Source organism: Janibacter limosus (genome assembly GCF_004295485.1).
Lineage (GTDB): Bacteria > Actinomycetota > Actinomycetes > Actinomycetales > Dermatophilaceae > Janibacter > Janibacter limosus_A.
In genome coordinates this window covers 2,337,805-2,363,943 of the sequence record NZ_CP036164.1, presented here as the reverse complement: position 1 = coordinate 2,363,943, position 26,139 = coordinate 2,337,805, and the positions used below count along the sequence as shown (strand labels likewise).

Below are 26,139 nucleotides of genomic sequence, written 5' to 3'. Positions count from 1 at the left end.
ACGACACGATCCTACCTACCGGTAGTAGCGCGCGAGAGCACCGGGTACGGTCCACGCGCGCGAGTCGTCCGCGCCCTGCGCCTGCACACCTGCCGCCCGCACGCGTTGTCGGTGCGGGGTGGTGGGATGGCTTCGTGACCGAGCAGCTCCCGACCGTGCACCTGCGGGCCCCGTCCTCTGGCGGGCCCGCCTCCGAGGCCTCCCTCGACGCCGAGCAGGCGGCTGCCGTCGCGGCGCGCGGAGACCTCGTGCGCGTGCTCGGCGGACCCGGGACCGGCAAGAGCACCGTGGCCGTCGCCGCCGTGCTCGACCGGGTCGCGCGTGGCGAGTGCGCACCCGGCGAGGTCCTGCTCGTCGCGGCGACGCGACTGTCTGCGGCGACGGCTCGTGACGCAGTGACGGCCGGCCTCACCGGGGCGACCACCGAGCCCATGGCCCGCACGATGCCCGCCCTCGGATTCGCCGTGCTGCGCCAGCACGCGGTGCTGCGGGGCGACCCGGCGCCACGGCTGCTGTCCGGCGCCGAGCAGGACCTCGTGCTCGGCGAGCTGCTCGCCGGGCACCGTGAGAGCGGCACCGGCCCGCAGTGGCCGCAGGACCTCGTCGAGGCCCTCGCGACGCGCGGGTTCCGCGAGGAGCTGCGCGACCTGCTCATGCGCGCCATCGAGCACGGTGTCACCCCCGACGACCTCGCCGCGCTCGGACGGGCACACGGTCGACCTGAGTGGGTGGCCGCAGCCGAGGTGGCCCGCGAGTACGACGAGGTCACCGCGCTGTCGCGACCGGGTGCCTTCGACCCGGCCTGGGTGCTGACCGCCGCGGCAGAGCTGCTCGAGGAGGACCCTGAGGCCAGGGAGCGGGTGCGCTCCGGGATGCGTCTCGTGGTCGTCGACGACGCGCAGGAGCTCACGGCGCCCGCCGCCAGGCTGCTGCGTGCGCTGACCGGTGAGGGGGTCGACCTGGTCCTCGTGGGCGACCCTGACGTCGCCGTCCAGGGCTTCCGCGGAGCAGATCCGCACCATCTGGTCGACGAGTGGCCCGGGCGCCGGGTCACCACACATCTCCTGGGCCACGGCCACCGGCTGCCCGAGCAGGTGCACGCAGCGGCTGCCCGGGTCGTTCCCAAGATCGCCGCCCTCGGCGGTGGGGCCCAGCGGTCGGGCAGCCCCGCAGCCCCCGGGGGTGTGCTCGAGGCGCACGTGCTGCACTCGAGCGCCCAGGAGGCGGCCTTCATCGCCCACGAGCTGCGCGCCGCGCACCTGCTCGACGGGGTCCCGTGGCAGCAGATGGCCGTCGTCGTCCGAGGGGCCGCCCGGCAGGCGACCCTGCGCCGGGTCCTGGCCGCTCGTGGCGTGCCCGTGCTCGGTGACGCCCACCGGGTGGCGGTCCGCGACGAGCCGGCGGCCCGCCCCCTTCTCCACCTCCTCTCGCTCGTCGTCGACCTGGCGCGCGACCGCATCGACACCGTCCCGGCGGCCGACGTGGTCGACCTGCTCGCCAGCCCCCTCGTCGCCGCCGACACGGTCGCGATCCGCCGCCTGCGGCGGGCGCTGCGCCGTGACGAGCTCGCCGCCGGAGGCATCCGCACGAGCGACGAGCTGCTCGGTGAGCTCGTGCTCGATCCCGAGCACCTGATCCACCTCGGTCACGACGCCGCACCACTGCACCGGCTCGCGCTCGTCGTCGCGGCCGGGCGGGCGGCGGCACGCGCGGGCGATGACGGGGCGGGGTGGGCCCCGGGTGTGTCCGCGGAGTCGGTCCTGTGGCAGATGTGGCAGGCGGCCGACGTCGCAGACACCTGGCGCGCTGCGGCGCTCGCCGGTGGCGGCGGCGGGGCCAGAGCCGACCGCGCGCTCGACGCCGTGGTGGCGCTCTTCGACGCAGCGGCCGCCCACCAGGACGCACTGCCCGCCTCCGGGCCCGACGCCTTCCTCGACGCGGTCGCCGGGCAGGCCGTCGCAGCCGACTCCCTCGCTGCGCGCAGCCCCGACGCAGACGCCGTCTCCCTCGTCACGCCGCAGACGGCCGCCGGCAACGAGTGGCACACGGTCGTCATCGCCGGTGTGCAGGAGGGGGTGTGGCCGGACCTGCGGCTGCGCGGCTCTCTGCTCGGGTCCGAGCGCCTCGTCGACATCGTGACCGGCCGTGACCACACCGGGGCCGGTGCCGCTGCCGCGGTCCGCCACGACGAGACCCGGCTCTTCCACGTCGCCCTCACCCGGGCCACGGACCGCGTGCTCGTCACCGCCGTCGCCGCCGAGGACGAGCAGCCGTCGGTCTACCTCGACATCGTCGACCCGCTCCCGCAGGACGTCCTGCGGCGGGAGCCGACCGATGCCCCGGCACCGCTCGACCTGACCGGACTCGTCGCGCGGCTGCGCCAGCAGCTCGCGTCCACCGACCCGGCCGCGGTCGCTCGGGCCGTCGCGCGGCTCGCCTTGCTCGCCGCTGCGGGAGTGGCAGGGGCCTCCCCTTCGTCGTGGTGGGCGTTGCGCGACCTCAGCGACACCCGCCCGGTCCGGCAGGAGGGCATCCCCGTCACCGTCAGTCCGTCCAAGGTGCAGCTGTTCACCGACTGCGGACTGCGCTGGCTCCTGCAGTCGGCCGGCGGAGACGGGCCGAGCCAGACCTCGGCCGAGGTGGGCACCCTGATCCACGCGCTCGCGCACGACCTCGGCGACGCGGGGGAGGAGGCCTTCCAGGCCGAGCTCGAGCGGCGCTGGCCCTCCCTCGGCATGGCGCCCGGCTGGGTCACCGACCAAAAGCTGGAGCGGGCACGGGCGATGGCCCACTGGCTCGCGGAGTACCACCAGCGAGCGGCCCACGAGGGCTGGCGGCCGGTGGCGACCGAGGAGCGCTTCCGCGTCGAGCTGGGCCGGGCGGTGCTGCAGGGCAGCGTCGACCGGCTCGAGGTCGACGCCCACGGGCGCGTGCGGGTCATCGACTACAAGACCGGCTCCTCCGCGCCCACCGCCAAGGACCTGTCCGAGCACCCACAGCTGGGGTCCTACCAGGTGGCGATCGCCGAGGGCGGTTTCGGTGAGCACGGCACCGAGGGCGCGGGCGCGGCCCTGGTGCACCTGGGCAAGGCGCGCACCTCCAAGAACGCCGTGCAAGGACAAGAGCCGATCGGTGCCGCGGACGACCCGCGACACTTCCACGACCTGATCACCGACGCGGCCGACGGGATGGCTGCGGCCACCTTCGCCGCCCAGCCGGAGGAGGGACGCTGCCGCATCTGCCCGGTCCGCTCCTCCTGCCCGGCCCATGACGAAGGGGGACGACTGCGATGACCTGGCCACCCACGATCGGTGCCGTCGACCTCGCCCGTGCGCTGGGTCAGGAGCACCCGCCCACCGAGGAGCAGCGCGAGATCATCGAATCACCGCTCGAGCCGCTCCTCGTCGTCGCGGGTGCCGGCTCCGGCAAGACCGAGACGATGACCGCGCGCGTCGTGTGGCTCGTCGCCAACGGCCTGGTCACCCCTGAGCAGGTCCTCGGGCTGACCTTCACCCGCAAGGCTGCCGGCGAGCTCGCCGAGCGGGTCGCCCGCCGACTGGCCACGCTGGAGCAGACCGGGGTGTGGACGCCTCCCGAGGGCGACGCCGACGGCCTCGGCGGCACGCCGACGATCTCCACGTACCACTCCTACGCCGGGAGGCTGGTGCGTGAGGGGGCGCTGCGGCTGGGCTACGAGAAGGACTCGCGACTGCTGTCCGAGGCGGCCACCTGGCAGCTCGCGCACGAGGTCGTGCTTGCGTGGGACGGTCCGATGGAGGACATCGACAAGGTCGAGTCCACCGTGACCTACGCGATCGTCTCGCTCGCCGGTGAGCTGGCCGAGCACCTGTGCACGCCGCAGGACATCGAGGACTTCTCCCGGCGGACGCTGGCCCACCTCGAGGGCGTGGCGGCCTCGGACAAGGACTTCACCAAGGACTTCCGCGGCAAGGTCATCACCCCGATGGCGCAGCAGCGGCTCATCCTGCCGATCGTCGAGCGCTACCGGGAGGTCAAGCGCGAGCGGTCGGTCATGGACTTCGCCGACCAGATGGCGCTCGCCGCGGCGCTCGCCACCCGATTCCCCGACCTCGGCCAGGCCGAGCGCGACCGGTTCCGCGTGGTCATGCTCGACGAGTTCCAGGACACCTCCGAGGCCCAGCTGGTCCTCATGCGCGAGCTCTTCGCCCCCCAGGGCCAGCCGCCCGCAGCGGTCACCGCGGTCGGCGACCCGCACCAGTCCATCTATGCCTGGCGCGGGGCGAGCGCGACCACGCTGGCGACCTTCCCCAGGCACTTCGCGACGGCGGGGCAACCGGCCCCGGTCAAGCACCTGTCGACGAGCTGGCGCAACGACGAGACGATCCTCGAGGTCGCCAACGCCGTGGCCGGACCGCTCGGCGCCGTGAGCGGGGTGCCGGTGACCTCCCTTCGCGCTCGGCCGGGTGCCCAGCGTGGTCAGGTGCAGGCACTGCGCACCGAGACGGCCCACGAGGAGGCGGCTCGGGTCGCGGAGTGGATCGAGACCAGGCGGGGGACGGGCGACGGGGGCACGGCCCGCCGCAGCGCGGCCGTGCTGTGCCGCAAGCGCAGTCAGTTCACCCTCATCGCCGAGGCGCTCGCTGCCCGCAACATCCCGCACGAGGTCGTCGGGCTGGGTGGGCTGCTGCTCACCCCCGAGGTCGCCGACGTCATCTCGCTGCTGACGATCGTGCAGGACCCCATGCGGGGGGACCGGCTCATGCGGTTGCTCACCGGACCTCCCGGGCTGCTCGGTCCGGCCGACCTCGACGGGCTCGGGGCCTGGGCGCGGCACCTCGGCCGCGAGGCGAGGGCCGAGGTCGCTGCGCAGATCGCCGCCGAGACCGGGGAGGAGCCTGCCGTCGGTGGACCGGCGTCCGGTCCCGACGACGTCGTGACGATCATCGACGCCCTGGACCAGCTGCCCGAGCCCGGTTGGCTCGGCGAGTCCGGGCAGGCCATCTCTGACGCCGCCCTGACCCGGCTGCGCCACATCGCCGGCATGGTCTCCCGGCTGCGGCGCGGAGCCGGCATGTCGCTGCCCGACCTCGTCGGTGAGGCCGAGCGCGAGCTCGGGGTCGACATCGAGGTCCTCGCCCGACCGGGTTGGTCGCCCGGGGCGGCTCGCGCCCACCTCGACGCCTTCGCCGACGTCGCCGCGCAGTTCGCGTCCAGTGCCGACCGGCCGACCCTCGGTGGGTTCATCGACTGGATCGAGGCGGCCGTCCAGCAGGAGCGGGGCCTGGAGGCGCCGGTGGTCGAGCCGACCAAGGATGCTGTGCAGATCCTCACCTGCCACGCGGCCAAGGGCCTCGAGTGGGATGTCGTGGCCGTCCCCGGTCTGTCGGAGGGTGTCTTCCCCGCGCACGCGTCACGCTCCTCCTTCACCGACGAGGGCGGATGGACCCTCGGCCAGGTCAACGAGTCGGGCTGGATCTCCGGCCTCGACGGCGTGCCCTTCCCCCTCCGTGGCGACCGCGAGGGGCTGCCGCACCTCGACCTGTCGCTCGCCGAGACCAAGGCGCTGCAGGACGAGCTCAAGCGCTATCGGGCGGCCAACGGCGATCACGGGCTCCTCGAGGAGCGCCGGCTGGCCTACGTCGCCTTCACCCGGGCTCGCAGCCAGCTGCTGCTGGGGTCGTGGGTCTGGGGAGCAACCGGGCAGCAGCCGCGGCTGCCCTCCCGGTTCCTCGACGAGGCCTGCGTGACGGGGGTCGTCGACCAGGTCGACCAGGCGGAGATGCCGGAGTCCAAGGAGGTACGCAACCCCTCCCTCGAGGTGTCGCGGCAGGTCATGTGGCCCGGCGGGGACCCGGCCCCCGAGCGCGCTGGGCTCGCGTCGGCAGCCACGCAGATGGCCGGACTGGACGCCGGAGACGTCGCCGACGAGCTCGGTGCCGACCCGCTCGACGACCAGCTGCGTCTCCTGCTCGAGGAGCGCGAGCGGCGGCGACGGTCGCGGGGGCAGGACCTCTCGGTCGAGCTGCCGGCCCACCTGTCGACCTCGCAGCTGGTCTCGCTGGCGCGCGACGCGAGTGCGTTTGCGCTCGACCTGCGCCGACCGATGCCGCAGCCGCCCCAGGTGGCGGGCCGTCGAGGCACGGCCTTCCACGCGTGGGTCGAGGAGCACTACGCCGACGCCGGTCTCGTCGACGTCTTCGATCTGCCCGGCAGCGCCGACGAGTCTCTGGGCGACGAGGACCTGACCGTCATGCAGGAGCACTTCCTCGCCAGCGAGTGGGCCGACCGGGTCCCCCTCGAGGTCGAGCTCTCGCTCGAGATCGTCCTGGGCGGGCATGCGGTGCGCGGCCGGGTCGACGCAGTCTTCGCCGATGACGACGGGGGAGTGAGCGTCGTCGACTGGAAGACCGGCCGACCGCCACGAGGCGCCGAGGCCCGGGTCCGAGCGGTCCAGCTCTCGGCCTATCGGATCGCCTATGCCCGCTGGCGGGGGATCGACCCCGATCGGGTGCGCGGCGCCTTCTTCCACGCGGCGACGGGGGAGACGCTCCGCCCGGAGCTGCTCAGCGAGGACGAGATCGTCGCCCTGCTCGGCGACGTCGTCCAGGACGGGGCCGGCTCACTCGCCTGACCCCCTTCGCTCGCACAGAGCGGGTGATGCCGACTCGCCCAGGACGGTTGGATGCCGACCCGCCGAGGAATCGTCCGCGAGTTCACCTCCACTCGCAGGGTGCGGGTGGGGTGGGTGCTGGGTCGCCCAGAGCGGGTGGATGCCGACTCGCGGAGGAATCGTCGGCGAGTTCACCTCCACCCGTGGGGGTGGCGGCGTGGGTGGATGCCGACTCGAGGAGGAATCGTCCGCGGGTATACCTCCACCCGGGGGGCGGAGCGGCGGCGGGTCAGCGGCGGGGCGAGGGCGGGAGGACGTCGTCGCCCTCGTCGCCGGTGAGCGGGACGATCTCCGCGGTCTCGTGGTCGCGGACCAAGTGCGGCACCGGGGCGGTGTCGGTGGTGGGTGAGCCGTCCGAGCTGCTGGTCAGGTCGGTCGTGGCGGAATCGCTGGCCCGAGTCATGGTGTCCCCAGACGCAGATGCAGGTCCGGCGTCCGAGTCCTTCGGCGCAGCATGCGAGGTGTTGCTGGCGGGGACCTCGACCGGCGTCGGGGCGCCGGTGGCCTCGACCTCGACGGCTGCCTCCTCGTCACCGTCTGCGGCGAGGGTCTGGTCCTGCCCGGCCACGGTGTGACCCTCCCCGCCCGCTGTCTGATCCGCTCCGGACGCGGCGTCTCGCGGAGAGCTGTCGGTGGCGTCCGCGTCACGCGACGGGGCCTCGACTGCCTCGACCGAAGAGCCCTTGTCGGCGTCAGCGGCAGCCTCGGGCGGGGTGTCGGAGGCGGCCCCCGCGGCGGGTGCGGCGGGCCGCACGACGCGCTTGGCTGCTGCCGCGTGCTCCTCGTCCTCGCGCGCGAGTCGGTCGTCGAGACGGCGCAGCTGCCGCGCGTGCTCCTCTGCGCCCTCGTCGTCGCCGGCCGCGACGGCGGACATCATCGTGCGGACGAGCTGCATCTGGTGCACGAGCCGGGCGCGCTCCTGCAGGTGCTGGTCCGGCCGGTCGGACCGGGCATGGGCATAGGCCTCCAGCACCGTGTCGAGGCTGTCGGGGTGCAGCTCGCCGACGAGCGCCGCGAGGTCATCGGCCGGGTCGGCGACCTGGGCCGACTCCCAGCCGAGCAGTGACTTGACGTCAGGGTCCTCGCCGTCGTCGGGGGTGGCCAAGATCGTCGACGACCCGATGCCGCCATGCGTCGGCGTGGTCGTGAAGCGCCACAGCGAGACGTCCTCGAGGGTGTGCTCCCAGCGGGTGAGCAGACCCGTCGGGACGCGCCCCGTGGCGGCGGCCCGGTCCAGCTCGGCCAGACGTCGGGTGCGGTACGCCTCCGCCTCGTAGACGGGGACGCCGGCCTCCTCGTAGATGCGTCGGTCGAGGTTGTGCAGGTGGGCCAGCGCTCGACCCAGCCCGACGGCGAGGGAGGAGCCGGGGGCGATCGACGCGAGGTCGATGGCCCGTCCGGTGAGGTAGGCGTGGACGGCGGCCCGGCCCCCTTCGGGCAGTGCCACCCAGCCCTTGACCACGGGGACCGGCATGGTCAGGCGACGGGTGAGCAGGGCCAGGAGGGCGGCCGACTGCTCGAGCCGGGCGGAGGCCGCGGGCGTGCGCGGGCAGCGGATCACCCAGCGGCGGTGCTCGTGGTCCTGGACGAAGGCGACCTCGAAGGATCGGCTGGGTCCAGAGCCCACGACCCCCTCGACCGAGCTGGGGTCGAGGCCTGGTACGGCGGCGCTGGCCAGGGCAGCGAGAGCGAGCGGTCCACGAGAGGTCACCCGCCCACCGTATTAGGAGAGCGGCGCAGATGCCGGGACCAACGCCCTCCGCGCGAGGATCCGGGGCCGGTCCCTAGGGTGGGTGACGTGGACCACGACCCGATGCACGACCTGCCCATGACCGCACCGGTCATCGACCGCGATGGCCCGGAGCGCGACGCGCCGAGATGGCTCGAGACGCTCCTCGCCGACCCGGCCACCCGCGTCCTGGAGCTGCTCGGTGACCGCAGCCCCCTTCGCCCCGACCGGTCGCTGGCCCTGCGGTCGCCCACCCCGGCGGACGCCGACACACTCCTGCTCTACCTGGGTCGCCACGAGGGGATCGCCCACGTCGCCGCCTGCCGGCCCTTCCCGCCGAAGGGAGGTCCCTCCCGTGAGGAGCGACTGGACTCCGCTCCCTTCGCGAGCCTGCGCGAAGTCGCAGCGGAGCTGCCGCAGGCCCACGCCGCCCTCTTCGCCACGGCGCTGGGGCTGGCCAACTGGCACGTGCGCCACCCGCGGTGCCCGCGGTGCGGGGAGCCGACCGACGTCGTCTCCTCCGGCTGGGTGCGCCGCTGCCCGCACGACGGGTCCGAGCACTACCCGCGCACCGACCCGGCCGTGATCATGGCCGTCACCGACGACGCGGACCGGCTGCTGCTTGCCCGCAACATCGGCTGGCCCGAAGGCAGGTTCTCCGTCCTCGCGGGGTTCGTCGAGCCGGGTGAGACGATCGCCGGCGCCGTCATCCGCGAGGTCGGCGAGGAGGTGGGCGTGAGCGTGCGCGACGTGCGCTTCGTCGCCGACCAGCCGTGGCCCTTCCCCGCGTCCCTCATGCTCGGCTGCACCGCCCGCGCGACAAGCACCGAGCTGACCTGCCAGCCGGACGAGATCGCCGAGGCCAGGTGGTTCACGCGTGAGGAGTTCCGCCACGAGCTGGCCGAGGGGTACGCGCGGGCCGCGGGGCGCCTGTCGATCTCGGCCCGGCTCATCGAGGGCTGGCTCGGGCACCGCCTCGACGAGCTGGGCTGAGCCACGTTGGGTGCTGTCGGCCGTGGGTGAGAGAGTGCCCGGGTGAGCATCTCGGCCGGCCCGCAGTCCGCGGACGACATCCTCGACGCGCTCGATCCCGAGCAGCGCGAGGTCGCCGCCAACCCGAGCGGCCCGATGGTCGTGCTGGCGGGGGCCGGCACCGGCAAGACCCGCGCGATCACCCACCGCATCGCCTACGGCGTCGCCTCCGGTGCCTACCAACCGCAGCGGGTGCTCGCCGTGACCTTCACCGCACGGGCCGCGGGCGAGATGCGCACCCGGCTGCGTGACCTGGGCGTCGCGGGGGTGCAGGCGCGCACCTTCCACTCCGCGGCGCTGCGCCAGCTGCACTACTTCTGGCCGTCCGCGATCGGGGGCGCCGCGCCCGAGATCATGTCGTACAAGGGTCCGGCCGTCGCCGAGGCCGCCTCGCGCATGGGCATGCGCCTGGACCGCTCCGAGCTGCGCGACGTCTCCGCCGAGGTCGAGTGGTCCAAGGTGTCGCTCCTGACGCCCGAGACCTACCCGGCGGCGGCCCGGCGGGCCCGCCGCGAGCCGCCGGGCATGGACCACACCGCCATGGCACGCCTGATCTCGACCTACGAGGACGTCAAGGGCGAGCGGGGGGTCATCGACTTCGAGGACGTCCTGCTGCTCACCGTCGGGATCCTCGAGGAGCGCGACGACATCGCACGCACCGTACGTGACCAGTACCGGCACTTCGTCGTCGACGAGTACCAGGACGTCAACGCCCTGCAGCAGCGCCTGCTCGACCTCTGGCTCGGTGGCCGCGGCGACATCTGCGTCGTCGGCGACCCGGCCCAGACGATCTACTCCTTCACCGGGGCGACCCCCGAGCACCTGCTGCGCTTCACGCAGCACCACCCCGGGGCGCAGCAGGTGCGCTTGGTGCGCAACTACCGGTCGACCCCGCCGGTCCTCACGCTCGCCAACCGCATGCTCACCGACGGCACCGGCCAGCGGCGCGGCGGCTCCGTCGAGCTGGTGCCGCAGCGCGAAGGGGGGATCCCCCCTTCGCTCACCGCGCTCGACGACGACCCGGCCGAGGCCTCGTGGGTGGCCGGCAAGATCAAGGAGCTCGCCGCGCAGGGACGGCCGCTCAGCGAGATCGCGGTGCTCTTCCGCACCAACGGCCAGTCCGAGGCCCTCGAGTCGGCGCTCGCCGACGCCGACGTGCCCTATCTCGTCAAGGGGGGAGAGCGCTTCTTCTCCCGCAAGGAGGTGCGCGAGGCGGTGCTGCTGCTGCGCGGCGCCGCTCGGCAGGACGACGGGAGCAAGGAGCTGCCCGCTCTCGTCGGTGACGTGCTCGGCGGTCTGGGCTGGCACGAGGACCCACCGGCCAGCACCGGGGCGGTGCGCTCGCGGTGGGAGTCGCTCAAGGCGCTGGTCGACCTGTCGGCGAGGCTGGTCGCGGCCACGCCCGAGGCCAGGCTGCCCGACCTCGTGCGCGACCTCGACGAGCGGATCGCGTCGCAGCACGCACCCGACGTCGAGGGCGTCACGCTGGCGTCGCTGCACGCGGCCAAGGGCCTGGAGTGGGACGTCGTCTTCCTCGCCGGCTGCTCCGACGGGCTGCTGCCGATCATGATGGCCGAGGGCGTCGACGAGATCGAGGAGGAGCGTCGCCTGATGTACGTCGGCGTCACTCGTGCTCGCGAGGTGCTGCACCTGTCGTGGGCACGGGCCCGCACGCCGGGCGCCCGGGCCAGCCGGCGGGTCAGCCGCTTCCTCGACCAGACCGCCGGCATCCTCGGGGAGGGCGCCCGCTCCACCCCCAAGCGGTCGTCGTCGCCCAAGGCCGGCGGGCGGCTCAAGCCCTCCCGGCCCAAGGTGTGCAAGGTGTGCGGCAACGACCTGAGCACCGCCACCGAGCGCGCGTCGGGCCGCTGCCCGGACTGCCCGCCCACCTATGACGAGGCGACCTTCGAGAGGCTGCGCAGCTGGCGGCTCGCGGTGTCACGCGCGGCCTCCGTGCCGGCCTTCGTCGTCTTCACCGACGCCACGCTCGAGGCCATCGCCGAGGCCGAGCCGGCCCACCAGCGCGACCTGTCCGCGATCAGCGGGGTGGGTCCGCGCAAGCTCTCGCTCTACGCCGACCAGGTGCTCGCCGTGGTCGGTGGCGCCGACCCCGACGAGGTCGCCGAGGCGGCCGCCGGGGAGCCCGAGGACTGATCCGGAAGAACTCCGGAATTTAATTCGGTGGCGCGCGCCGGATGTGTGCTCTAGGTTTGGTCCCAGTCAGTCGGACATGCCGAGCGTGTGATCCGAAGAGCGCAACGACGAGAGGAGGGCAGGACCCATGGACACCATCACCACGATGACGATCATCCCGTCCCAGGCTGCCCTCGTGCGCTCCGCCGATCACATCGGCGGCGTCGTCTTCACCGATCGTGGCCGAGGTCTGGCCATCGAGCCGAAGACTGCCTTCGTCGTGGATCCGCGCCCTGCAGGACCTGTCGTCTAGAGACGACCTCACTGGTCCTCCTCCAGGCCGCGGCATCCCACACACCGGGAACCGCGGCCTTTGTCGTGTCCCCACCTCTCTCGAACACAACCGAAGCACACGCTCACACAGGAGACCCCGACGTGACTGCACTGACCACCCACCCACCCATACAGCGACTCACGCCCTGCCAGGCCGAGGAGCCGGAGATCTGGTTCGCCGAGACGCCCGCCGGAGTCGAGTTCGCCAAGGCGCTCTGCGGCGACTGTCCCTTCCAGCAGGTCTGCCTCGACGGCGCCCTCGAGCGGCGCGAGCCCTGGGGCGTCTGGGGTGGCGAGCTCTTCGACTCCGGACGCGTCATCCCCCGCAAGCGGCCCCGTGGCCGACCCCGCAAGTACCCCATCCCCGCCTGAGCGACCCGAGAGAGGAGATGACCACGATGAAGTTCTTCACGCTGCTCCGTCCGCGTCCCGTGGACCGGCCGCTGGCCTACGTCCCCGACGTCGACCGCCGTCTGGCCGACGCCCGACGCGTCGACCCCCGCCCCGCTCACCTGAGCTTCCGGTGAGCACCATCCGACGGCCGGCGCGTGACGCCCGGCCAGACGGTCTCGACCAGAGGCCCCACCCGATGCCCCGGGTGGGGCCTCTTGGCGTCGACGGTCAGATCGATCCGGTCAGCGTCGAGGTCACCGACCGACCCATACGCAAGAACGCGACTGGCGCCGCCGTGCCGCGAACCTGGTTCAGGGGTCGATCATGACCGATGGTCCTCGTGGCAACGTGGCGATGACCACGCCACCGGAGGAATCCGGTCGAGCGAGCAGTGTGCCACCGAGCTCGGCGGCACGCTCTCGCATCGATGCCAGTCCGATGCCGGAGGTCCAGGTGCTGCCTGGACCACCGTTGTCACGGACCTCGATGACCACACCTTCGACCGCCCAGGTCAGGCGGACCGAGGCGGCGCTGGCACCGCTGTGTCGGGCAACGTTCGCGAGAGCCTCGACCACGATCCGGTAGGCCGCCACCTCGGCAGCAGCGGTCAGCGGGGCGCAGGCATCGGCCCATACGGACACCTCGATGCCAGCACCGTCAGGTGAGCGAAGAGTGCTCGCGTGCTGCCGGATGGCAGGAACCAGGCCAAGCTCGTCGAGGGCCGGTGGCCGCATCGCATAGACCAGGTCGCGGATGTCCTCGATGACGCCCACCGTCTCGGTCCGCAGGAAGCGCAGATGTCCCTCGGCGGCCGTTGGATCCGTGCGAACCGAGTTGAGCGCCGCGTCAGCGATGAAGGCGATGCCGGACAACCGGGGGCCCATCCCGTCGTGCAGATCGCGACGCAATCGTCGGCGCTCCTCCTCGATGCCGGTGATCGTCTGCTCACGTGAGGACTGCAGATCCGCCGCCAGTCCGCGCGCCCGCAGGGTCTGGGCCAGCAAGGGGACGACCAGGTGCAGGACCTGTTCGTCGGCAGGGCTCATGCCCAGGTCGCCGGGCCGAAGGCCGACGACGAGTTCGCTGTGCGTGCTGCCGGCCTGCGCCGCGTGGGCGGTGCCCAGCGCGAGAACTCTCGTGTGCATGACCTCGGTACCCGACTCGGCAACCACCGCGCCGTTCATCCGCACAGCCACGTAGGGAAGCACCATCGCGTGACGGATGACGTGCAAGGCCCTCAGCGGGTCGTCGCCGACCTGGTCGGCCACTTCGCCGGCAACGCCCAGTGGGTCGGGCCGGGAGCCGAAGAGCAGCTCGTCGATCACGCCGCGCAGCAACTGGCGTGCCGGCTGGAAGGTCGCCGCCAGCCCGGCACCGATGATCCCGAGGACGCCGACCGAGGGCTGGCCGCCTGCCAGCAATTCGAGGAAAGCCGCCAGACCGACGAACGCCGCGACATATCCGACGGATGCGGTCACGGCCACGACGACGTGGACGGCGACGCCCCGCACGTCGACAAGATCTGGGTGCACGGCACCCACATACATTGCAGGTCCCACCAGGCAGAGCAAGACGACAGCGAGGACCGCGCCCGAGACGTTGGGGGCGGCGAAGGAGGCGACACCGGCGCCCAAGACACCCGACCCGGCACCCAGAGCGCACCAGCTCAAGGCCCACCGGTCAGGTCCCACGGCGTGTTCGAGCCGCCACCAGACCAGCCCGATCAGCGCCAACAGGATGATCAGCACCATGGCTTGCTGGACCGATGTGCGCACCGCGACGAGGGCGCCCATCGCGCCAGCCGCAATGACGACGATCAGCACCACGAACTCGACCGGGGAACGCACATCGAACCGTGGGTAGGCCACCACGGCCAGCGGGGCAAGCAACAACGCCGTGGCGAAGAGGGCAATCCGTGCTCCCTCGGCAAGCCCCGTTGATTCCAGCACGCACGCGACCAGGAGCCCGGCGCCGGTGAGGACCAGGACACCCCCGGCGACCCTCGCCCGGCCCAACCGCAACATGGCCGTGCCGCTGCCGATGAGCGAGACGGCCAGCATCACCATGGCCATCGTCACCGGACCGGTGATCATGTGGTCCGACCGAGCCCGCCCTCGCGGGCGAGGATGATCGCTGCCGTGCGGTCAGCGACCTGGAGCTTGGCGAAGATCGTGGTCAGGTGGTTGCTGATGGTCTTGGACGAGAGGAAGAGCTCCTCGGCGATCGCCTGCGTGCGGCGCCCGCCGGCGAGGAGGTCAAGGATCTGCCGTTCGCGGTCGGTCAGCTCGGGAAACGCGCCTTGCGCCGGGGTGGCCGCCGCCTCGAAGAAGCCCAGCACCCGAGCCGCGATCGCCGGACCGAAGATGGTCTGTCCGGCCGCGACCGCGTAGATCGCTGCCAGGATCTCGTCCTGCTCGGCACCCTTGAGCAGGTAGCCCCGCGCACCGGCCCGCATCGCCGTGAAGACGGTCGCGTCGTCGTCGTACATCGTGAGGATCAGCACCGCAGTCTCCGGTACCGCTCGCTGGATTCGGCGGGTCGCCTCCACTCCATCGACCAGCGGCATCCGCACGTCCATCAGCACCACGTCGGGCTTGAGCAGCTGCACCTGTCGCACGGCCGCCTGGCCATCAGCGGCCTCACCGACGAGCTCGAGGCCGGGCAGCGTGCCGATCAGGGCCGCGAGCCCGCCACGGACGACCGGGTGGTCATCGGCGAGGACGATCCGTAGCGTCATGGTTCATCATGGCGCCTTGGTGGCCGGTCGGCACGGGAAGAACTTCCCGACTGGCCAGGAAGTCCGGGGCAGCGACGGGAACGACCGCCCTGTCCGCGGGAGGATGGGACGCGGCACGGTGGATCCATCGCGGTCAACCGGACCGCCACCGGGCAGGAGCCTCCAATGAATGCTCTCTCCACCCATCAGAAGATGGGCGTCGTGATCGCTGGCCTCCTTGGCGCGGGCAGCATCCCCAGCGTGCTGTCGCCTTCGCCCGACGGCGAGACGGGCCCACCGCTCGTGGTGCTCGCCGTCGACTCGCTCCTTGGGCTCGTGGTGCTCGTGGCGGCCATCATCGCTTGGCGCAGCGGCAGTCGCGGCGCCATCAGGGTCGTCGCTGGCTCGTCGATCATCATCGCGATCACCGCACTGCCGGCACTGTTCGTCGACGTGCCTCCGTGGGTGAAGGTGATGGTGGCGGGTGTCACGCTGGCGACCATCGTCAGCGTGGTCCTGATGATGTCTCCTTCGCCCCGCCCTGCAGCCTTGCCTGAGAGGGTGACGGTCCGATGATCGCGGTCGTGACGATCCTGATGGCCTTTCCGCTCGGCTACCTCATGTCCTCCTACTTCGCTGCCAACGTGACCTATGCCGTGGCTTACCTGTGGGCGTTCACGTTTCAGGCCGTCTACCTGTTGCCGATGTTCATCGCGGACCTGGGTGAGGTGGCCCCGGGTGGCGACCCGGTCAACGAGGCCTTCCCGATCGGGTACGGCGTCGTCACCCTCACCGTGTTCCTGGCCGGTCTGGTCCTGGTCCGTCTGGGCTGTTGGGTACGCCAGCGCCGGACCGGCGCCCAGCTGAGAAGTGCCTGAACCGCTGCGCCGCATGCCGCATCCATCCGGGGCATGCGGTGCGGCGCGGTCAGCGGGTCACTGTCTGGCCGAAGGGGGACGTGGCAGGCTTGGCGACATGGCCACCTCCCTTCGCATCGCCCAGGACGAGACCGCCGACGAGCTGCTCTCGACCGACCCCTTCGCCCTGCTCGTCGGCATGCTGCTGGACCAGCAGTTCCCGATGGAGCGGGCCTTCGCGGGCCCGGCGAAGGTCAAGGAGCGCTTCGGCAGCCTCGACCCGGCGAAGATCGCCGACGCAGAGCCCGAGGCTTTCGCCGACCTGTGCTCCACCCCACCGGCCGTGCACCGGTACGGACGCTCGATGGCCGGCCGCATCCAGGCCGTCGCGGCCGTGGTCCGGGACGAGTACGACGGTGACGTGACGGCGATCTGGACCGGCGTCGGGACCGCCGAGGTCGTCAAGCGGCTGAAGGCCCTGCCCGGCTTCGGCGACCAGAAGGCGCGCATCTTCGCCGCGCTCCTGGGCAAGCAGCTCGACGTCCGGCCGGAGGGCTGGCGCGAGGCGATCGGCCCCTACGCCGAGGAGGGCGCGCGACGCTCGGTCGCCGACGTCACCGACGAGACCTCTCTGCACGAGGTCCGCGACTTCAAGAAGGCCGCCAAGGCGCAGGCCAAGGCCGCGAAGGCCAAGGCCTGACCACGACCGACCGCACGGCCGACCCCATGGACCTGCATTGCCAGAGGGCAATGCAGGCCGGTCTCACTCGTCGGCGAAGCCGGGCAGCAACCGCTCCATCGACCCGCGGGCCGGGATCGTCGCGCCGAGCTGGCTGAGCACACCGGTCGCGCCGACGAAGACCCGGTGGATCATCGCGTACTCGCGCGGCATGTTCATCCGCAGACCGGTCGCGAACTCGGGCGCGCGCACGTCGATGGCCCCGCGTGCCGCACCACGCAGCCACTCGCGGGTGAAGGCGTGCTCCGGCTCGCGCAGCGGCTCGATGAAGGGCAGCACGTAGGAGAGCACCTCGTCGGGGTCGACCTCGATGCCCGGGAGGATGAAGCCCTCGGCGCGCAGGCCGTCGATCACGGCCCCGGCGTCGCCGTCGAGGGCTTGGCGCACGAGGGCGCCGATCACCGGCGGGATCCCGCCGGGCAGTCGCGCCACCGCGCCGTAGTCGATGACGCCGAGTCGCCCGTCCGGGGTCAGGCGGAAGTTGCCGGGGTGCGGGTCGGCGTGGAGCAGTCCCGCCCGGCGAGGGCCGTCGAGGAGGAACTCGAGGTAGAGCTGCCCGACCCGGTTGCGCACGTCCTGGTCGCCCTGGCGGATGACCTGGCTGAGCGGGGCGCCCTCGAGCCACTCGCCGACGAGCACGTGACGGGTCTGGAGCACGACATCGGGGACGGCGACGTCCGGGTCGTCGCGGAAGGCCTCGGCGAAGGCCCGCTGGTTGCCGGCCTCGAGCGCGTAGTCGAGCTCCTCGTCGGCCGCGGCGAGCAGCTCGTCGGTCACCGGCTTGATGTCGATCGCCGGCATCCAGGTCGTCGCCAGCCGGGCCAGTCGGGCGATCTGCTGCAGGTCCGACCGCAGCGCCTTGTCGGCGCCCGGGTACTGCACCTTGACCGCCACCGCACGGCCGTCGGCGGCCACACCGCGGTGCACCTGCCCGATCGAGGCGGCCGCCACGGGCGTGTCCTCGATGGTCAGCGTCTCGCGCCACTGCGGCCCGAGGTCGCGCACGAGGACCTGGTGGACCTCGGCGATGGGCATCGGTGGGGCGGCGTCCTGCAGTCGGACGAGCATCTCCCGGTAGGGCTCGACGAAGTCCTCGGGCATCGCGGCCTCGAGCACGGACAAGGCCTGCCCGACCTTCATCGCGCCCCCCTTGAGGGAGCCGAGGACCGCGAAGAGCTGCTCCGCGGTGCGGCGCTGGATCTCCTCGTTGACGACGGCGGCCGGGGTGCCGGTCAGGCGGCGGCCCATGCCGCGGGCGCTGCGCCCGGCATGGCCGAGCGGCAAGGATGCGAGCCGCGCGGCACGGCCGGCGGCTCCTCGGGGGATCTGGCTCACCCCGCCATTGTGTCTCCCCACGCTGGGCGAAGGCTGGATCCCCCGTCGGGCTCGGGTGTCGCCGGCGCGTCACCGGTGTCGTCGCCGCACTCGGGGCACCGGGGATGGGCGGGCCACCGGTGCCGCTCGAGGGTCGGGCCGGGCGTGGCCACCTCGAATGACCACTCGGGTGTCGTGAGCCTGCCGGCCACGTGGTCGAGGGCCAGGGCGGTGGTCAGGCCAGCTGCGAGCAGCCGGACGGCCGGCAGCCCGTCGGTGGGCTCGGGGCCCGTGATCCGGGGGCGGATGAGCTGTGCCCGCAGGTGCGGCCAGTCGGGGTCGATGGTGATGCGGGTCAGGTCCAGGCAGTGCAGGCACGGCCGCCCGCCGGGCGCGATGACGGGGCCGATGCTCGCGTGCTCCGGCTGGCACCACAGGGGCAGGACCGGGGTGCCCGCGGTGAGCCACGGGTGCACGGCGGCCGGGTCGGCGGGCGCGGAGCTGACCACGACCGCGAGATCGGGGTGCCCCCCTTCGCCACCGGTACGCACCCGGGTGACGCTCACCTGCTCACCCTGCCGCAGGACATCGGTCAGCAGGGCCGGGAGGGCTCCGGAGCCAACCACCGCGATGGCGGGCAGCCGCTCCGTGGGGACGGGGGAGAGCAGCCCGCCGGTCACGAGCCGGTCGAGCACGTCGGTCGCTCGTGCGGGCTCGATCCCCTCGAGGGCTGCCGTGGTGATGGCCTGGGTCAGCGCGCGGCCCGGGTCCATGGTCGCCAGCCAGCGCACCTCGGCGTCGGTGAGCCCGAGGAGACGCAGCGAGCGGGGCCCGAGGCCGAGCTGCACGCTCCCGTCCGGCCGGCGAAGGGGGCGCAGCCGCGCCTCGCGTGGACGGGGAGTTGGTGGGGGCATCATCGCTCGCTCGGTCATCCGGGATCAGTGACCACCCACTGTGGCGCAGTCCGCGCCCGAGCCCCCGGCGTCATCCACAGGCAGGTGATGGGTGCCCGCGGCGGTGGACGCGAGCTCGCGGACGATTCGTCCGCGAGTTCACCTCCACCCAGGTCAGGCCAGGGCGACGAGCTCTCGGATCGAGTCCTCCGTGCCGCGCGGAAGGGCGTCGACGGGCCACCAGGCGACGTCGAGCGACTCCTCGGAGACGACCGGCTGGCTGCCTGCCGCCGCGACCGCGATCCAGCGCAGGTCGAGGTGCTCGGTGCAGCGGGTGAAGCCCGACCCGAGCGCGTGCCGGTCCAGCTGGGCCAGACCGGGCCGCAGGGCCAGCGACCCCGAGGGCAGCCCAGACTCCTCGACGGCCTCACGCAGGGCGGCACCGGCGACCGACGCGTCGCTCGCCTCGATGTGCCCGCCGAACTGCAGCCACCGCCCGACCTTGCGGTGCAGGGTCAGCAGCACCTGCTCACCCGCCTCGTCGACGACGAGGCAGGAGGCGGTGAAGTGGGCCGGCGGGCCGGCCTTGGCGCTCGCGTCCTCATGGACCTCGAGATGCGCGAGGTAGTCCTGCCGCAGCCGCTCCTGGGCGTCGGTGGGGGCGCTCCACCCGGCGAGCAGTGCGCGCAGGTCCTCGTCGAGGTGGGCGTGCGTGGTCACGCGGTCGGGGGAGCGTCGGGGTCGGATCCGCCTGTGGCAGAGCCCCCTTCGCCCTTGCCGCCCTCGTCGGCCTCGCGGAGGATCGACTCCAGCGCGGCGTCGAGGTCGGCGCTCTCGGAGGAGCCGCCACCCGTGGCGGTGCGCTCGACAAAACCCAGGATGTCGTCCAGGTCCGCGCCCGAGGGGGCGACGTCGGGGTGGGCCCACACGCCGTCGCGACCGGAGGCGCCGACCCGCTCCTCGAGCGCGGCGAAGAGGCTGGCGGCGTCGCGCAGCCGGCGGGGGCGCAGCTCGAGGCCGACGAGACCGGCGAAGGTCTTCTCCGCGGGGCCGCCCGTGGCGCGACGACGCCGGATCATCTCGGTCATGGCGCTCGTGTGGGGGAGGTGCTGGGCGGTGGCGCGGGCGGCGACGTGGTCGACCCAGCCCTCGACGAGGGCCAGCCAGGTCTCGAGCTGGACGAGCGCCTGCCGTTGTGCCGCAGTGGGGCTCGGGTTGAGGAAGCCACCGGTCAGTGCCTCCTGCAGGGCCTCGGGGTCGGACGGGTCGATGTCGCGGACGGCGGCATCGATCGCGTCGGTGTCGATCGCGATGCCGCGTGCATAGGACTGCACGGCGGCGAGGATCTGCGGACCGATCCACGGGACGGCCGTGAAGAGGCGCATGCGGGCGGCCTCACGGGCCGCGAGGTGCAGCCACACCTCGTCGAGCGAGACGTCCAGGCCGTCGGCGAAGGCCGCGACATTGCCGGGCAGCAGCGCCACCCTCGAGGTGAGGAGCGGCACCCCGACCTCGGTCGCGGTGAGCGTGTCGGAGGACAGCGTCCCGACGGCCTCGGCGGTCTGGCCGGTGATGAGCGTGGAGGCCATCGTGTCGACGAAGGGAGACAGCTGCTGCTTGAGCATCGACAGGTCCATCCCGGCGGGCAGGCCCATTGCCTGCAGGTCGGGCGCGTCGGCGTCACCGAGCCGGGCGGTCATCGACTCACGGATCGCGGCGGACAGCCCGTCGGCGACCGGGTCGACGAGCGAGGCCCACACGGGCATCGTCTCCTCGATCCACTCCGCCCGGGAGAGCGCGGCGCCGGTGAGCGCGGGGGCCTCGAGGTCGGTGACCTGGTCCAGCCACATCGAGGCGACGTGGACCGCCTGCTCGGCGAGCACCGTCTCGCGAGAACCCATCTCGTGGTCCTCGGACTCGGCGTGCTCCTGGGCGGTGGCGGTCGCGGAGGCGACGTCCACCCCCTTCCGCTGGGCCCCGGGGGCGAACATCGACTGGATCTGGGAGGTCATGGCGGCCACCTGCGCAGGGTCCGCGTCGGCGATGCCCATGGCCTTGAGCTGCTCGACGAGCTGCGGGGGCAGGTCGCGGCCACCGTTGAGGTCCCGGAAGATCTTCATGATCTCGGGGGGCAGGCCGTCGTCCCCGGGGGAACCGGCTGGGGTGCTGGGGTCGTTGGTCACGTCGACGTCCCGTCTCTTCCTGAGAGAATGTGCTGTCCTTCAACCCAACCACGACTGGCCCCGGATGGTTCCCTCCGGGGCAGGAGGTCCCGTGACCCAACCGGTCCACACCGTCCCGCGCAGCGAGCGCATCGCCCGGTGGATCCTCGCGATCTCCTTCGTCCTCCTCGCGGTCGTGGTCGCCGGCATGCTGGTCAAGGTGCCCTATGCGGTGGAGAAGCCCGGCCCGGCGACCAACACCCTCGGCAAGCTCAGTGACGGCACCGAGCTCGTGGTGGTCAACGGCGCGAAGCACTACCCCACCGACGGGGCCCTCTACTTCACCACCGTGCGGGTCCTGGGCGGACCGGACCGGCACATCACCGGCTGGGAGTGGGTCATGGGCCAGCTCGACAGCACCTCGCGGGTCCTCCCCGAGGACGAGGTCTTCCCGCCGGACAGCTCGGCGAAGGAGATCCAGCAGATGAACGCCGCCCAGATGCAGGGCTCGCAGAAGAACTCGATCGCGGTCGGCATGCGCAGCACGGGGGTCAAGGTCCCGCAGCGCAACCTCGTGGGGTCGATCGCCAAGGGGCTCCCGGCCGCCGGCAAGCTCGAGCTCGAGGACGAGATCCTCACCGTCGACGGCAAGAAGACCTCGACCGTCGCCGACGTCGTGGACGGCATCTCCGACCGCAAGGTCGGCGACAAGGTGACCATCGGTGTGCGCCGGGACGGCACGCCGCGTGAGGTCACGGTGACGACGACCGACCTCGGTGGCGGTCGCGCCGGGGTCGGCGTGGGGATCGAGGCCACCTACGACTACCCCTTCGAGGTGCGCATCGACGCCGGTGACGTCGGTGGGCCCAGCGCCGGGATGATGTTTGCGCTCGCCGTCCGCGACCGGCTGACCCCGGGCGCCATGACCGGCGGGAAGCAGATCGCCGGCACCGGCACGATCGACGACTCCGGTGAGATCGGACCGATCGGCGGCATCGCGCAGAAGATGGTCGGCGCGCGCGAGACCGGGGCGACGTGGTTCCTCGCCCCCGAGAGCAACTGCACCGACGTCGTTGGCCACGTGCCCGACGGCTTGAACGTGGTCCCGGTCAGCGACTTCAGCCAGGCCAGCACGACGGTCGAGTCCATCGCGAAGGGGGAGACCGCGGGCTTCCCGACGTGTCAGGACGTCGTCAAGAAGTAAGTGCCGGCCCTTCGAGACGCTTGCAGAGCAAGCTCCTCAGGGACCGATCCCTGAGAGGTCGCTCAGGCACCGATCCCTGAGGAGGTCGCGCAGAGCAAGCTCCTCGGACCGCTCCCTGAGGAGGTCGCGCAGCGACCGTCTCGAAGGGTCAGCCCTGCAGCGTCGCCCGCAGCGCGTGGACCAGGCCCGGCGCGATGTCCTCGCCGGTCGCGACGCGGTCGTCGCGGTCGTTGGCGCGCTGCCGCAGCAGGCAGACGGCTCGGCCGTCCCGGTGCACGGCGACGAGGAGACGCACGTCCTCGCGCTGGGGGTGCTCGGCGAGGGCGTCGACGGCGGCGGTCGGGTCCTGCGGCAGGTCGCGCTCCGCGCCCGGCGGGATGACGATCCGCTCGACGGCGAGGGCGACCCCGTCGACGGAGTCGGGCCAGGCCATCCGTCCGAGGAGCGACTCGAGGTTGGCGGTCCGCGGCAGGTCCTCCTGCTCGATCGCGCTCAGGGCTCCCGGTGCCTGGTCGGCGGCACTGTCGAGCGAGGCGGCCAGCTGCGGCTCGGCCGCGATGAGCGCGGCCGTGTCGACGAGGGCGAAGACGCGCGGGTTCTGGTCCCACCCGGCCGAGGCGACGTGGCGCTCGGTCTCGAGGGCGGCGACGGCGAGCGGCTCAGCCGTGGGGACGCTGTCGCTGGCGGAGCTGTCGTGGGGGGCGCTGGAGGATGACGAGTCGGGCACGAGGACCATGCTGCCCTACGCCGCCACAGGTGGGATGGGTACGGTGGCCTCACCATGAGCAGCGCAAGTTGGCCGGATGACGAAGGGGGCGCTCCGCCGCCCCGAGACGAGGGTCCTCCCTCCCGACGCGTGCCCACGAGCAGGTTGGCCAGAGCAGCGGCCGTCATCGCCGTGGTGCTGCTGCTCATCAGCCTCGCGGCGAGCCTGTGGACCGAGTCGTTGTGGTTCGGTGCGCTGGGCTACTCCGACATGTGGTGGTCGCGCTTGCGCACCCAGGTCCTCCTCTTCGTGCTCGGGGGGCTGCTCACCGCCCTTCCCATCGGTCTGAGCCTGTGGCTGGCCCACCGGACGCGGCCGATGAGCGTGCCGATGACGCCGGGGGAGCAGGCGCTCGCCCAGTACCGGCGGGCCATCGAGCCCTTCCGCAAGATCGCGGCCATCGCTGTCCCCGCCGTCCTGGGGATCCTGGGCGGGTTGGCCGCGGCGGGTCAGTGGCAGACCTGGCTGCTGTGGCGCAACGGCACCTCCACCGGGACCACCGACGCGGAGTTCGGCCGGGACGTCGGCTACTACCTCTTCTCCCTCCCGTGGTGGAGCTTCGTCGTCGGCTTCCTCACCGTCGCCGCGCTCGCGGCACTGCTCGCCGCGCTCTTCGCCCACTACGTCTACGGCGGCATCGTCCCGCCCGGCCGTGGTCGCTCCACGCGGGTGGCCTTCCTGCACCTGGCGATCATCGCCGCCGTCCTCGCGATGCTGCGCGCCTGGAGCTACGTGCTCAGCGCCCACGCGCTGACCACGCAGGAGAACGAGGTGCTCACCGGCGTCGGGTACACCGGCGCCAACGCGATCATCCCGACGAAGTACATCCTCGCGGTGGCCGCGGTGATGTGCGCCGGCCTCTTCCTCGCCTCGGTGCGCAGCCGCTCGTGGCGCCTGCCGACCATCGCCGTCGGCACTCTCGTGGTCCTGTCGGTGGTCGTGGGGGCGATCTACCCGGCGCTCGTGGAGACCTACAAGGTCTCGCCCTCGCGCAACTCCCTCGAGGAGCCGTACCTGCAGCGCAACATCAACGCGACCCGGGCCGCCTACGGCGTGACCGGCGTCGAGACGTCGAGCTATGACGCGGTCTCCGACGTCTCGTCCGGTCAGCTGCGCGAGGACGCGGCGTCGATCCCCGGGATCCGTCTGCTCGACCCCTCGGTCGTCAGCCCGACCTTCCAGGAGCTGCAGGCCCAGCAGCCCTACTACACCTTCCAGGACGACCTCGACGTCGACCGCTACAAGATCGACGGCGACATGACCGACGTCGTCGTCGGCGCCCGCGAGCTCGACCTCGACAAGGTGCCGAGCGACCGCCGCGACTGGGTCAACGACCACACCGTCTACACCCACGGCTATGGCCTGGTGATGGCCCGCGGGACCCAGGCCCGGGCCGGCAACCCGCAGTGGCTCTCACCCGACTCCACCATCGGCAAGTACGAGCCGCGGATCTACTTCGGTGAGGAGATGCGCCAATTCTCGATCGTCGGCCAGGGCGACACGGCCACCCCCCGTGAGATCGACCAGCCGACCGGTGGCGAGGAGTCGCGCTACACCTACAAGGGCAAGGGCGGCGTCGCGATCGGCTCCAGGCTGCGCCAGACCGCCTACGCGATCACCTACCGCGACATGAAGTTCCTCCTCTCCGACGCGGTCGGGTCGGACTCGCGCCTGCTTGAGCACCGCACCCCCAAGGAGCGGGTCCAGCGGGTCGCCCCCTGGCTGACCCTCGACGGCGACGTCTACCCGACGATCGTCGACGGGCGCGTGCAGTGGGTCGTCGACGGCTACACCACCTCCCAGAACTACCCCTACAGCACCGCCTTCTCCATGTCGGGCGTGCAGTCGGGCAAGGTCTCCTCCGTCCAGACGCAGCAGGCCAGCGCCTTGGTCGGCGACCGGATCAACTACATGCGCAACTCGGTCAAGGCGACGGTCGACGCCTTCGACGGCTCGGTCACCCTCTACAAGTGGGACGAGACCGACCCGGTCGTCGCGTCGTGGGACAAGGCCTTCCCCGGGCTCCTCAAGGCGAAGGAGGACATCAGCGCCGACCTCATGTCGCACCTGCGCTACCCGGAGGACCTCTTCCGGATGCAGCGCGCAGTGCTCGCCGACTACCACGTGACCTCGGCGAGCGACTTCCGCGCCGGGCAGGACCGCTGGCGCGTGCCGGACGACCCGTCGCGCGGTGACTCCGGGGTCGCCCAGCCGCCGTACTTCCTCTCGCTCGCGATGCCCGACCAGCGCACCCCGTCGTGGTCGCTGACCTCGACGTACATCCCCCGCGGCAGCCGCAATGTCATGGCCGGGTACCTCGCGGTCGATGCCGACGCAGGCTCGGTCAAGGGCAAACCGGCGTCCGGCTACGGGCAGCTGCGGCTGCTGTCGGTGCCACGCAACACCACGGTGCCGGGCGTCGGGCAGGTGCAGAACGACATCGTGTCGTCCAACGCCACCTCGGGCGATGGTGGGCAGACGCTCACCGACTACCTCAACAACGCCAACCGCGGCGGGTCCAAGGTCTCCTTCGGCAACCAGATGGCGCTGCCGGTCGGTGGGGGCTTCCTGCACGTGGAGCCGATCTACCTCTCGTCGGCGTCGGGCACGAGCTATCCGCAGCTGCGGATCGTCGTGGCGACTTTCGGCGGCAAGGTCGCCTGGGCCCAGGACCTCGAGACGGCCCTGGACGAGCTCTTCGGCGGCGACGCCGGTGTCGATGCCGAGGGCCAGCCCAAGGACGGGCCGACGACCAAGCCCAAGAAGCCGACGGAGCCCACCAACCTCTCGGCCGACGACAAGCAGCTGCGCAGCGCCATCGCCGGCATGCAGAAGGCGTACAAGGACGGCCAGGACGCGCTGAAGAAGGGTGACTTCGCCGCCTACGACGAGGCGCAGAAGGAGCTGAAGAAGCAGCTCGAGGAGGCCGCCAAGGTCCAGCCCGGTGGAGGGTCTGCTGACCTCGAGGGCAGCTGATTTGGTCTGCACCATCTATTCACGTAGAGTTTGTCTTGCAAGGCAACGACGCGGGGTGGAGCAGTTCGGTAGCTCGCCGGGCTCATAACCCGGAGGTCGCAGGTTCAAATCCTGCCCCCGCTACCAGATGTCAAGAGGCCCGGACCAATTGGTCCGGGCCTCTCGTCGTACCAGGGGCGTGGGTGGAGGTCGACCCGCGGAGGTTTCGTTCGCGTGTACACCTCCACCCGGCCCGCGCGT

Annotated in this window: 20 protein-coding genes and 1 tRNA gene; 13 read left to right on the top strand and 8 right to left on the bottom strand. The window is 72.2% G+C overall.

Annotated elements, in window-relative coordinates; all coding sequences use genetic code 11:
- Positions 1–134 precede the first annotated feature (134 nt).
- The gene (locus tag EXU32_RS11180; protein WP_242612768.1) at positions 135–3,293 is read left to right on the top strand and encodes an ATP-dependent helicase; all 3,159 of its coding nucleotides are present in this window, start codon (positions 135–137) and stop codon (positions 3,291–3,293) included.
- On the top strand, positions 3,290–6,613 hold the full coding sequence (locus EXU32_RS11175) for an ATP-dependent helicase (protein ID WP_130629976.1): 3,324 nt from the start codon (positions 3,290–3,292) through the stop codon (positions 6,611–6,613). Before EXU32_RS11180 ends, EXU32_RS11175 begins: the two co-directional genes overlap by 4 nt.
- A 268-nt stretch (positions 6,614–6,881) precedes the next feature.
- On the opposite strand, the gene EXU32_RS11170 is transcribed toward EXU32_RS11175, so the two are convergent.
- Positions 6,882–8,363 carry a phosphotransferase gene (locus tag EXU32_RS11170; RefSeq protein WP_130629975.1) on the bottom strand — a complete coding sequence of 494 codons (1,482 nt, stop codon included), beginning with the start codon at positions 8,361–8,363 and terminating at the stop codon, positions 6,882–6,884.
- A gap of 87 nt (positions 8,364–8,450) precedes the next feature.
- On the opposite strand from EXU32_RS11170, the gene nudC reads away from it, so the two are divergent.
- From nudC to EXU32_RS17620, 5 genes are all read left to right on the top strand, one after another.
- Positions 8,451–9,374: an NAD(+) diphosphatase gene (gene nudC, locus EXU32_RS11165; protein WP_130629974.1), complete on the top strand. Its 924-nt coding sequence runs from the start codon at positions 8,451–8,453 to the stop codon at positions 9,372–9,374.
- Between the two features lie 135 nt (positions 9,375–9,509).
- Positions 9,510–11,567, top strand: coding sequence for an ATP-dependent DNA helicase UvrD2 (locus EXU32_RS11160; protein WP_278044464.1), 2,058 nt, complete (start codon positions 9,510–9,512; stop codon positions 11,565–11,567).
- A gap of 127 nt (positions 11,568–11,694) precedes the next feature.
- A complete protein-coding gene (locus tag EXU32_RS17180; protein ID WP_165399653.1) occupies positions 11,695–11,859 on the top strand; it encodes a hypothetical protein in 165 nt (54 codons plus the stop codon).
- A gap of 122 nt (positions 11,860–11,981) precedes the next feature.
- On the top strand, positions 11,982–12,251 hold the full coding sequence (locus tag EXU32_RS11155; protein ID WP_130629972.1) for a WhiB family transcriptional regulator: 270 nt from the start codon (positions 11,982–11,984) through the stop codon (positions 12,249–12,251).
- 26 nt (positions 12,252–12,277) lie between these two features.
- Positions 12,278–12,406 carry a hypothetical protein gene (locus tag EXU32_RS17620; RefSeq protein WP_278044449.1) on the top strand — a complete coding sequence of 43 codons (129 nt, stop codon included), beginning with the start codon at positions 12,278–12,280 and terminating at the stop codon, positions 12,404–12,406.
- 177 nt (positions 12,407–12,583) lie between these two features.
- On the opposite strand, the gene EXU32_RS11150 is transcribed toward EXU32_RS17620, so the two are convergent.
- A complete protein-coding gene (locus tag EXU32_RS11150) occupies positions 12,584–14,365 on the bottom strand; it encodes a sensor histidine kinase (protein ID WP_130629971.1) in 1,782 nt (593 codons plus the stop codon).
- Positions 14,362–15,009 carry a response regulator transcription factor gene (locus EXU32_RS11145; protein ID WP_130629970.1) on the bottom strand — a complete coding sequence of 216 codons (648 nt, stop codon included), beginning with the start codon at positions 15,007–15,009 and terminating at the stop codon, positions 14,362–14,364. The genes EXU32_RS11150 and EXU32_RS11145 overlap by 4 nt, the downstream gene beginning before the upstream one ends.
- Positions 15,010–15,201: 192 nt before the next feature.
- Here EXU32_RS11145 and EXU32_RS11140 point away from each other — a divergent pair, with 192 nt between their 5' ends.
- The 3 genes from EXU32_RS11140 (at position 15,202) to EXU32_RS11130 (ending at position 16,545) form a co-directional block, all read left to right on the top strand.
- Complete coding sequence (locus EXU32_RS11140) at positions 15,202–15,564, top strand: hypothetical protein (RefSeq protein ID WP_130629969.1); 363 nt, start codon at positions 15,202–15,204, stop codon at positions 15,562–15,564.
- Complete coding sequence (locus EXU32_RS11135; RefSeq protein ID WP_130629968.1) at positions 15,561–15,866, top strand: hypothetical protein; 306 nt, start codon at positions 15,561–15,563, stop codon at positions 15,864–15,866. The genes EXU32_RS11140 and EXU32_RS11135 overlap by 4 nt, the downstream gene beginning before the upstream one ends.
- A gap of 97 nt (positions 15,867–15,963) precedes the next feature.
- Positions 15,964–16,545: an HhH-GPD-type base excision DNA repair protein gene (locus EXU32_RS11130; protein ID WP_130629967.1), complete on the top strand. Its 582-nt coding sequence runs from the start codon at positions 15,964–15,966 to the stop codon at positions 16,543–16,545.
- Between the two features lie 63 nt (positions 16,546–16,608).
- On the opposite strand, the gene EXU32_RS11125 is transcribed toward EXU32_RS11130, so the two are convergent.
- From EXU32_RS11125 to EXU32_RS11110, 4 genes are all read right to left on the bottom strand, one after another.
- The gene (locus EXU32_RS11125) at positions 16,609–17,919 is read right to left on the bottom strand and encodes an ABC1 kinase family protein (RefSeq protein WP_130629966.1); all 1,311 of its coding nucleotides are present in this window, start codon (positions 17,917–17,919) and stop codon (positions 16,609–16,611) included.
- Positions 17,916–18,830 (bottom strand): TOMM precursor leader peptide-binding protein, encoded by a 915-nt coding sequence (locus tag EXU32_RS11120; RefSeq protein WP_130629965.1) that lies wholly within the window; start codon positions 18,828–18,830, stop codon positions 17,916–17,918. Before EXU32_RS11120 ends, EXU32_RS11125 begins: the two co-directional genes overlap by 4 nt.
- 135 nt (positions 18,831–18,965) lie before the next feature.
- Positions 18,966–19,511 carry an NUDIX hydrolase gene (locus tag EXU32_RS11115; protein WP_130629964.1) on the bottom strand — a complete coding sequence of 182 codons (546 nt, stop codon included), beginning with the start codon at positions 19,509–19,511 and terminating at the stop codon, positions 18,966–18,968.
- Complete coding sequence (locus EXU32_RS11110) at positions 19,508–20,974, bottom strand: zinc-dependent metalloprotease (RefSeq protein WP_242612767.1); 1,467 nt, start codon at positions 20,972–20,974, stop codon at positions 19,508–19,510. Before EXU32_RS11110 ends, EXU32_RS11115 begins: the two co-directional genes overlap by 4 nt.
- A 91-nt stretch (positions 20,975–21,065) precedes the next feature.
- Here EXU32_RS11110 and EXU32_RS11105 point away from each other — a divergent pair, with 91 nt between their 5' ends.
- Entirely contained in the window at positions 21,066–22,157 is a 1,092-nt protein-coding gene (locus EXU32_RS11105; protein ID WP_165399652.1) for a YlbL family protein, read from the top strand.
- 148 nt (positions 22,158–22,305) lie between these two features.
- Here the strand turns inward: EXU32_RS11105 and EXU32_RS11100 are convergent, their stop codons facing one another.
- Positions 22,306–22,893, bottom strand: a complete 588-nt coding sequence (locus tag EXU32_RS11100) for a PPA1309 family protein (protein WP_130629961.1) — start codon at positions 22,891–22,893, stop codon at positions 22,306–22,308.
- A gap of 45 nt (positions 22,894–22,938) precedes the next feature.
- Between EXU32_RS11100 and EXU32_RS11095 the strand changes: the two genes are divergently transcribed.
- Together EXU32_RS11095 and EXU32_RS11090 are read left to right on the top strand one after the other, a co-directional pair.
- On the top strand, positions 22,939–25,899 hold the full coding sequence (locus tag EXU32_RS11095; protein ID WP_130629960.1) for a UPF0182 family membrane protein: 2,961 nt from the start codon (positions 22,939–22,941) through the stop codon (positions 25,897–25,899).
- Between the two features lie 49 nt (positions 25,900–25,948).
- Positions 25,949–26,025, top strand: a tRNA-Met gene (locus tag EXU32_RS11090).
- Positions 26,026–26,139 lie beyond the last annotated feature (114 nt).

Excerpts from the sequence above, each read along its gene's own strand:
- EXU32_RS11175 (WP_130629976.1), top strand. The coding sequence starts at position 3,290 with ATGACCTGGCCACCCACGATCGGTGCCGTCGACCTCGCCCGTGCGCTG.
- EXU32_RS11160 (WP_278044464.1), top strand. The coding sequence starts at position 9,510 with ATGGTCGTGCTGGCGGGGGCCGGCACCGGCAAGACCCGCGCGATCACC.
- EXU32_RS17180 (WP_165399653.1), top strand. The coding sequence starts at position 11,695 with ATGGACACCATCACCACGATGACGATCATCCCGTCCCAGGCTGCCCTC.
- EXU32_RS17620 (WP_278044449.1), top strand. The coding sequence starts at position 12,278 with ATGAAGTTCTTCACGCTGCTCCGTCCGCGTCCCGTGGACCGGCCGCTG.
- EXU32_RS11150 (WP_130629971.1), bottom strand. The coding sequence starts at position 14,365 with ATGATCACCGGTCCGGTGACGATGGCCATGGTGATGCTGGCCGTCTCG.
- EXU32_RS11145 (WP_130629970.1), bottom strand. The coding sequence starts at position 15,009 with ATGACGCTACGGATCGTCCTCGCCGATGACCACCCGGTCGTCCGTGGC.
- EXU32_RS11140 (WP_130629969.1), top strand. The coding sequence starts at position 15,202 with ATGGGCGTCGTGATCGCTGGCCTCCTTGGCGCGGGCAGCATCCCCAGC.
- EXU32_RS11135 (WP_130629968.1), top strand. The coding sequence starts at position 15,561 with ATGATCGCGGTCGTGACGATCCTGATGGCCTTTCCGCTCGGCTACCTC.
- EXU32_RS11130 (WP_130629967.1), top strand. The coding sequence starts at position 15,964 with ATGGCCACCTCCCTTCGCATCGCCCAGGACGAGACCGCCGACGAGCTG.
- EXU32_RS11120 (WP_130629965.1), bottom strand. The coding sequence starts at position 18,830 with ATGACCGAGCGAGCGATGATGCCCCCACCAACTCCCCGTCCACGCGAG.
- EXU32_RS11100 (WP_130629961.1), bottom strand. The coding sequence starts at position 22,893 with ATGGTCCTCGTGCCCGACTCGTCATCCTCCAGCGCCCCCCACGACAGC.
- EXU32_RS11095 (WP_130629960.1), top strand. The coding sequence starts at position 22,939 with ATGAGCAGCGCAAGTTGGCCGGATGACGAAGGGGGCGCTCCGCCGCCC.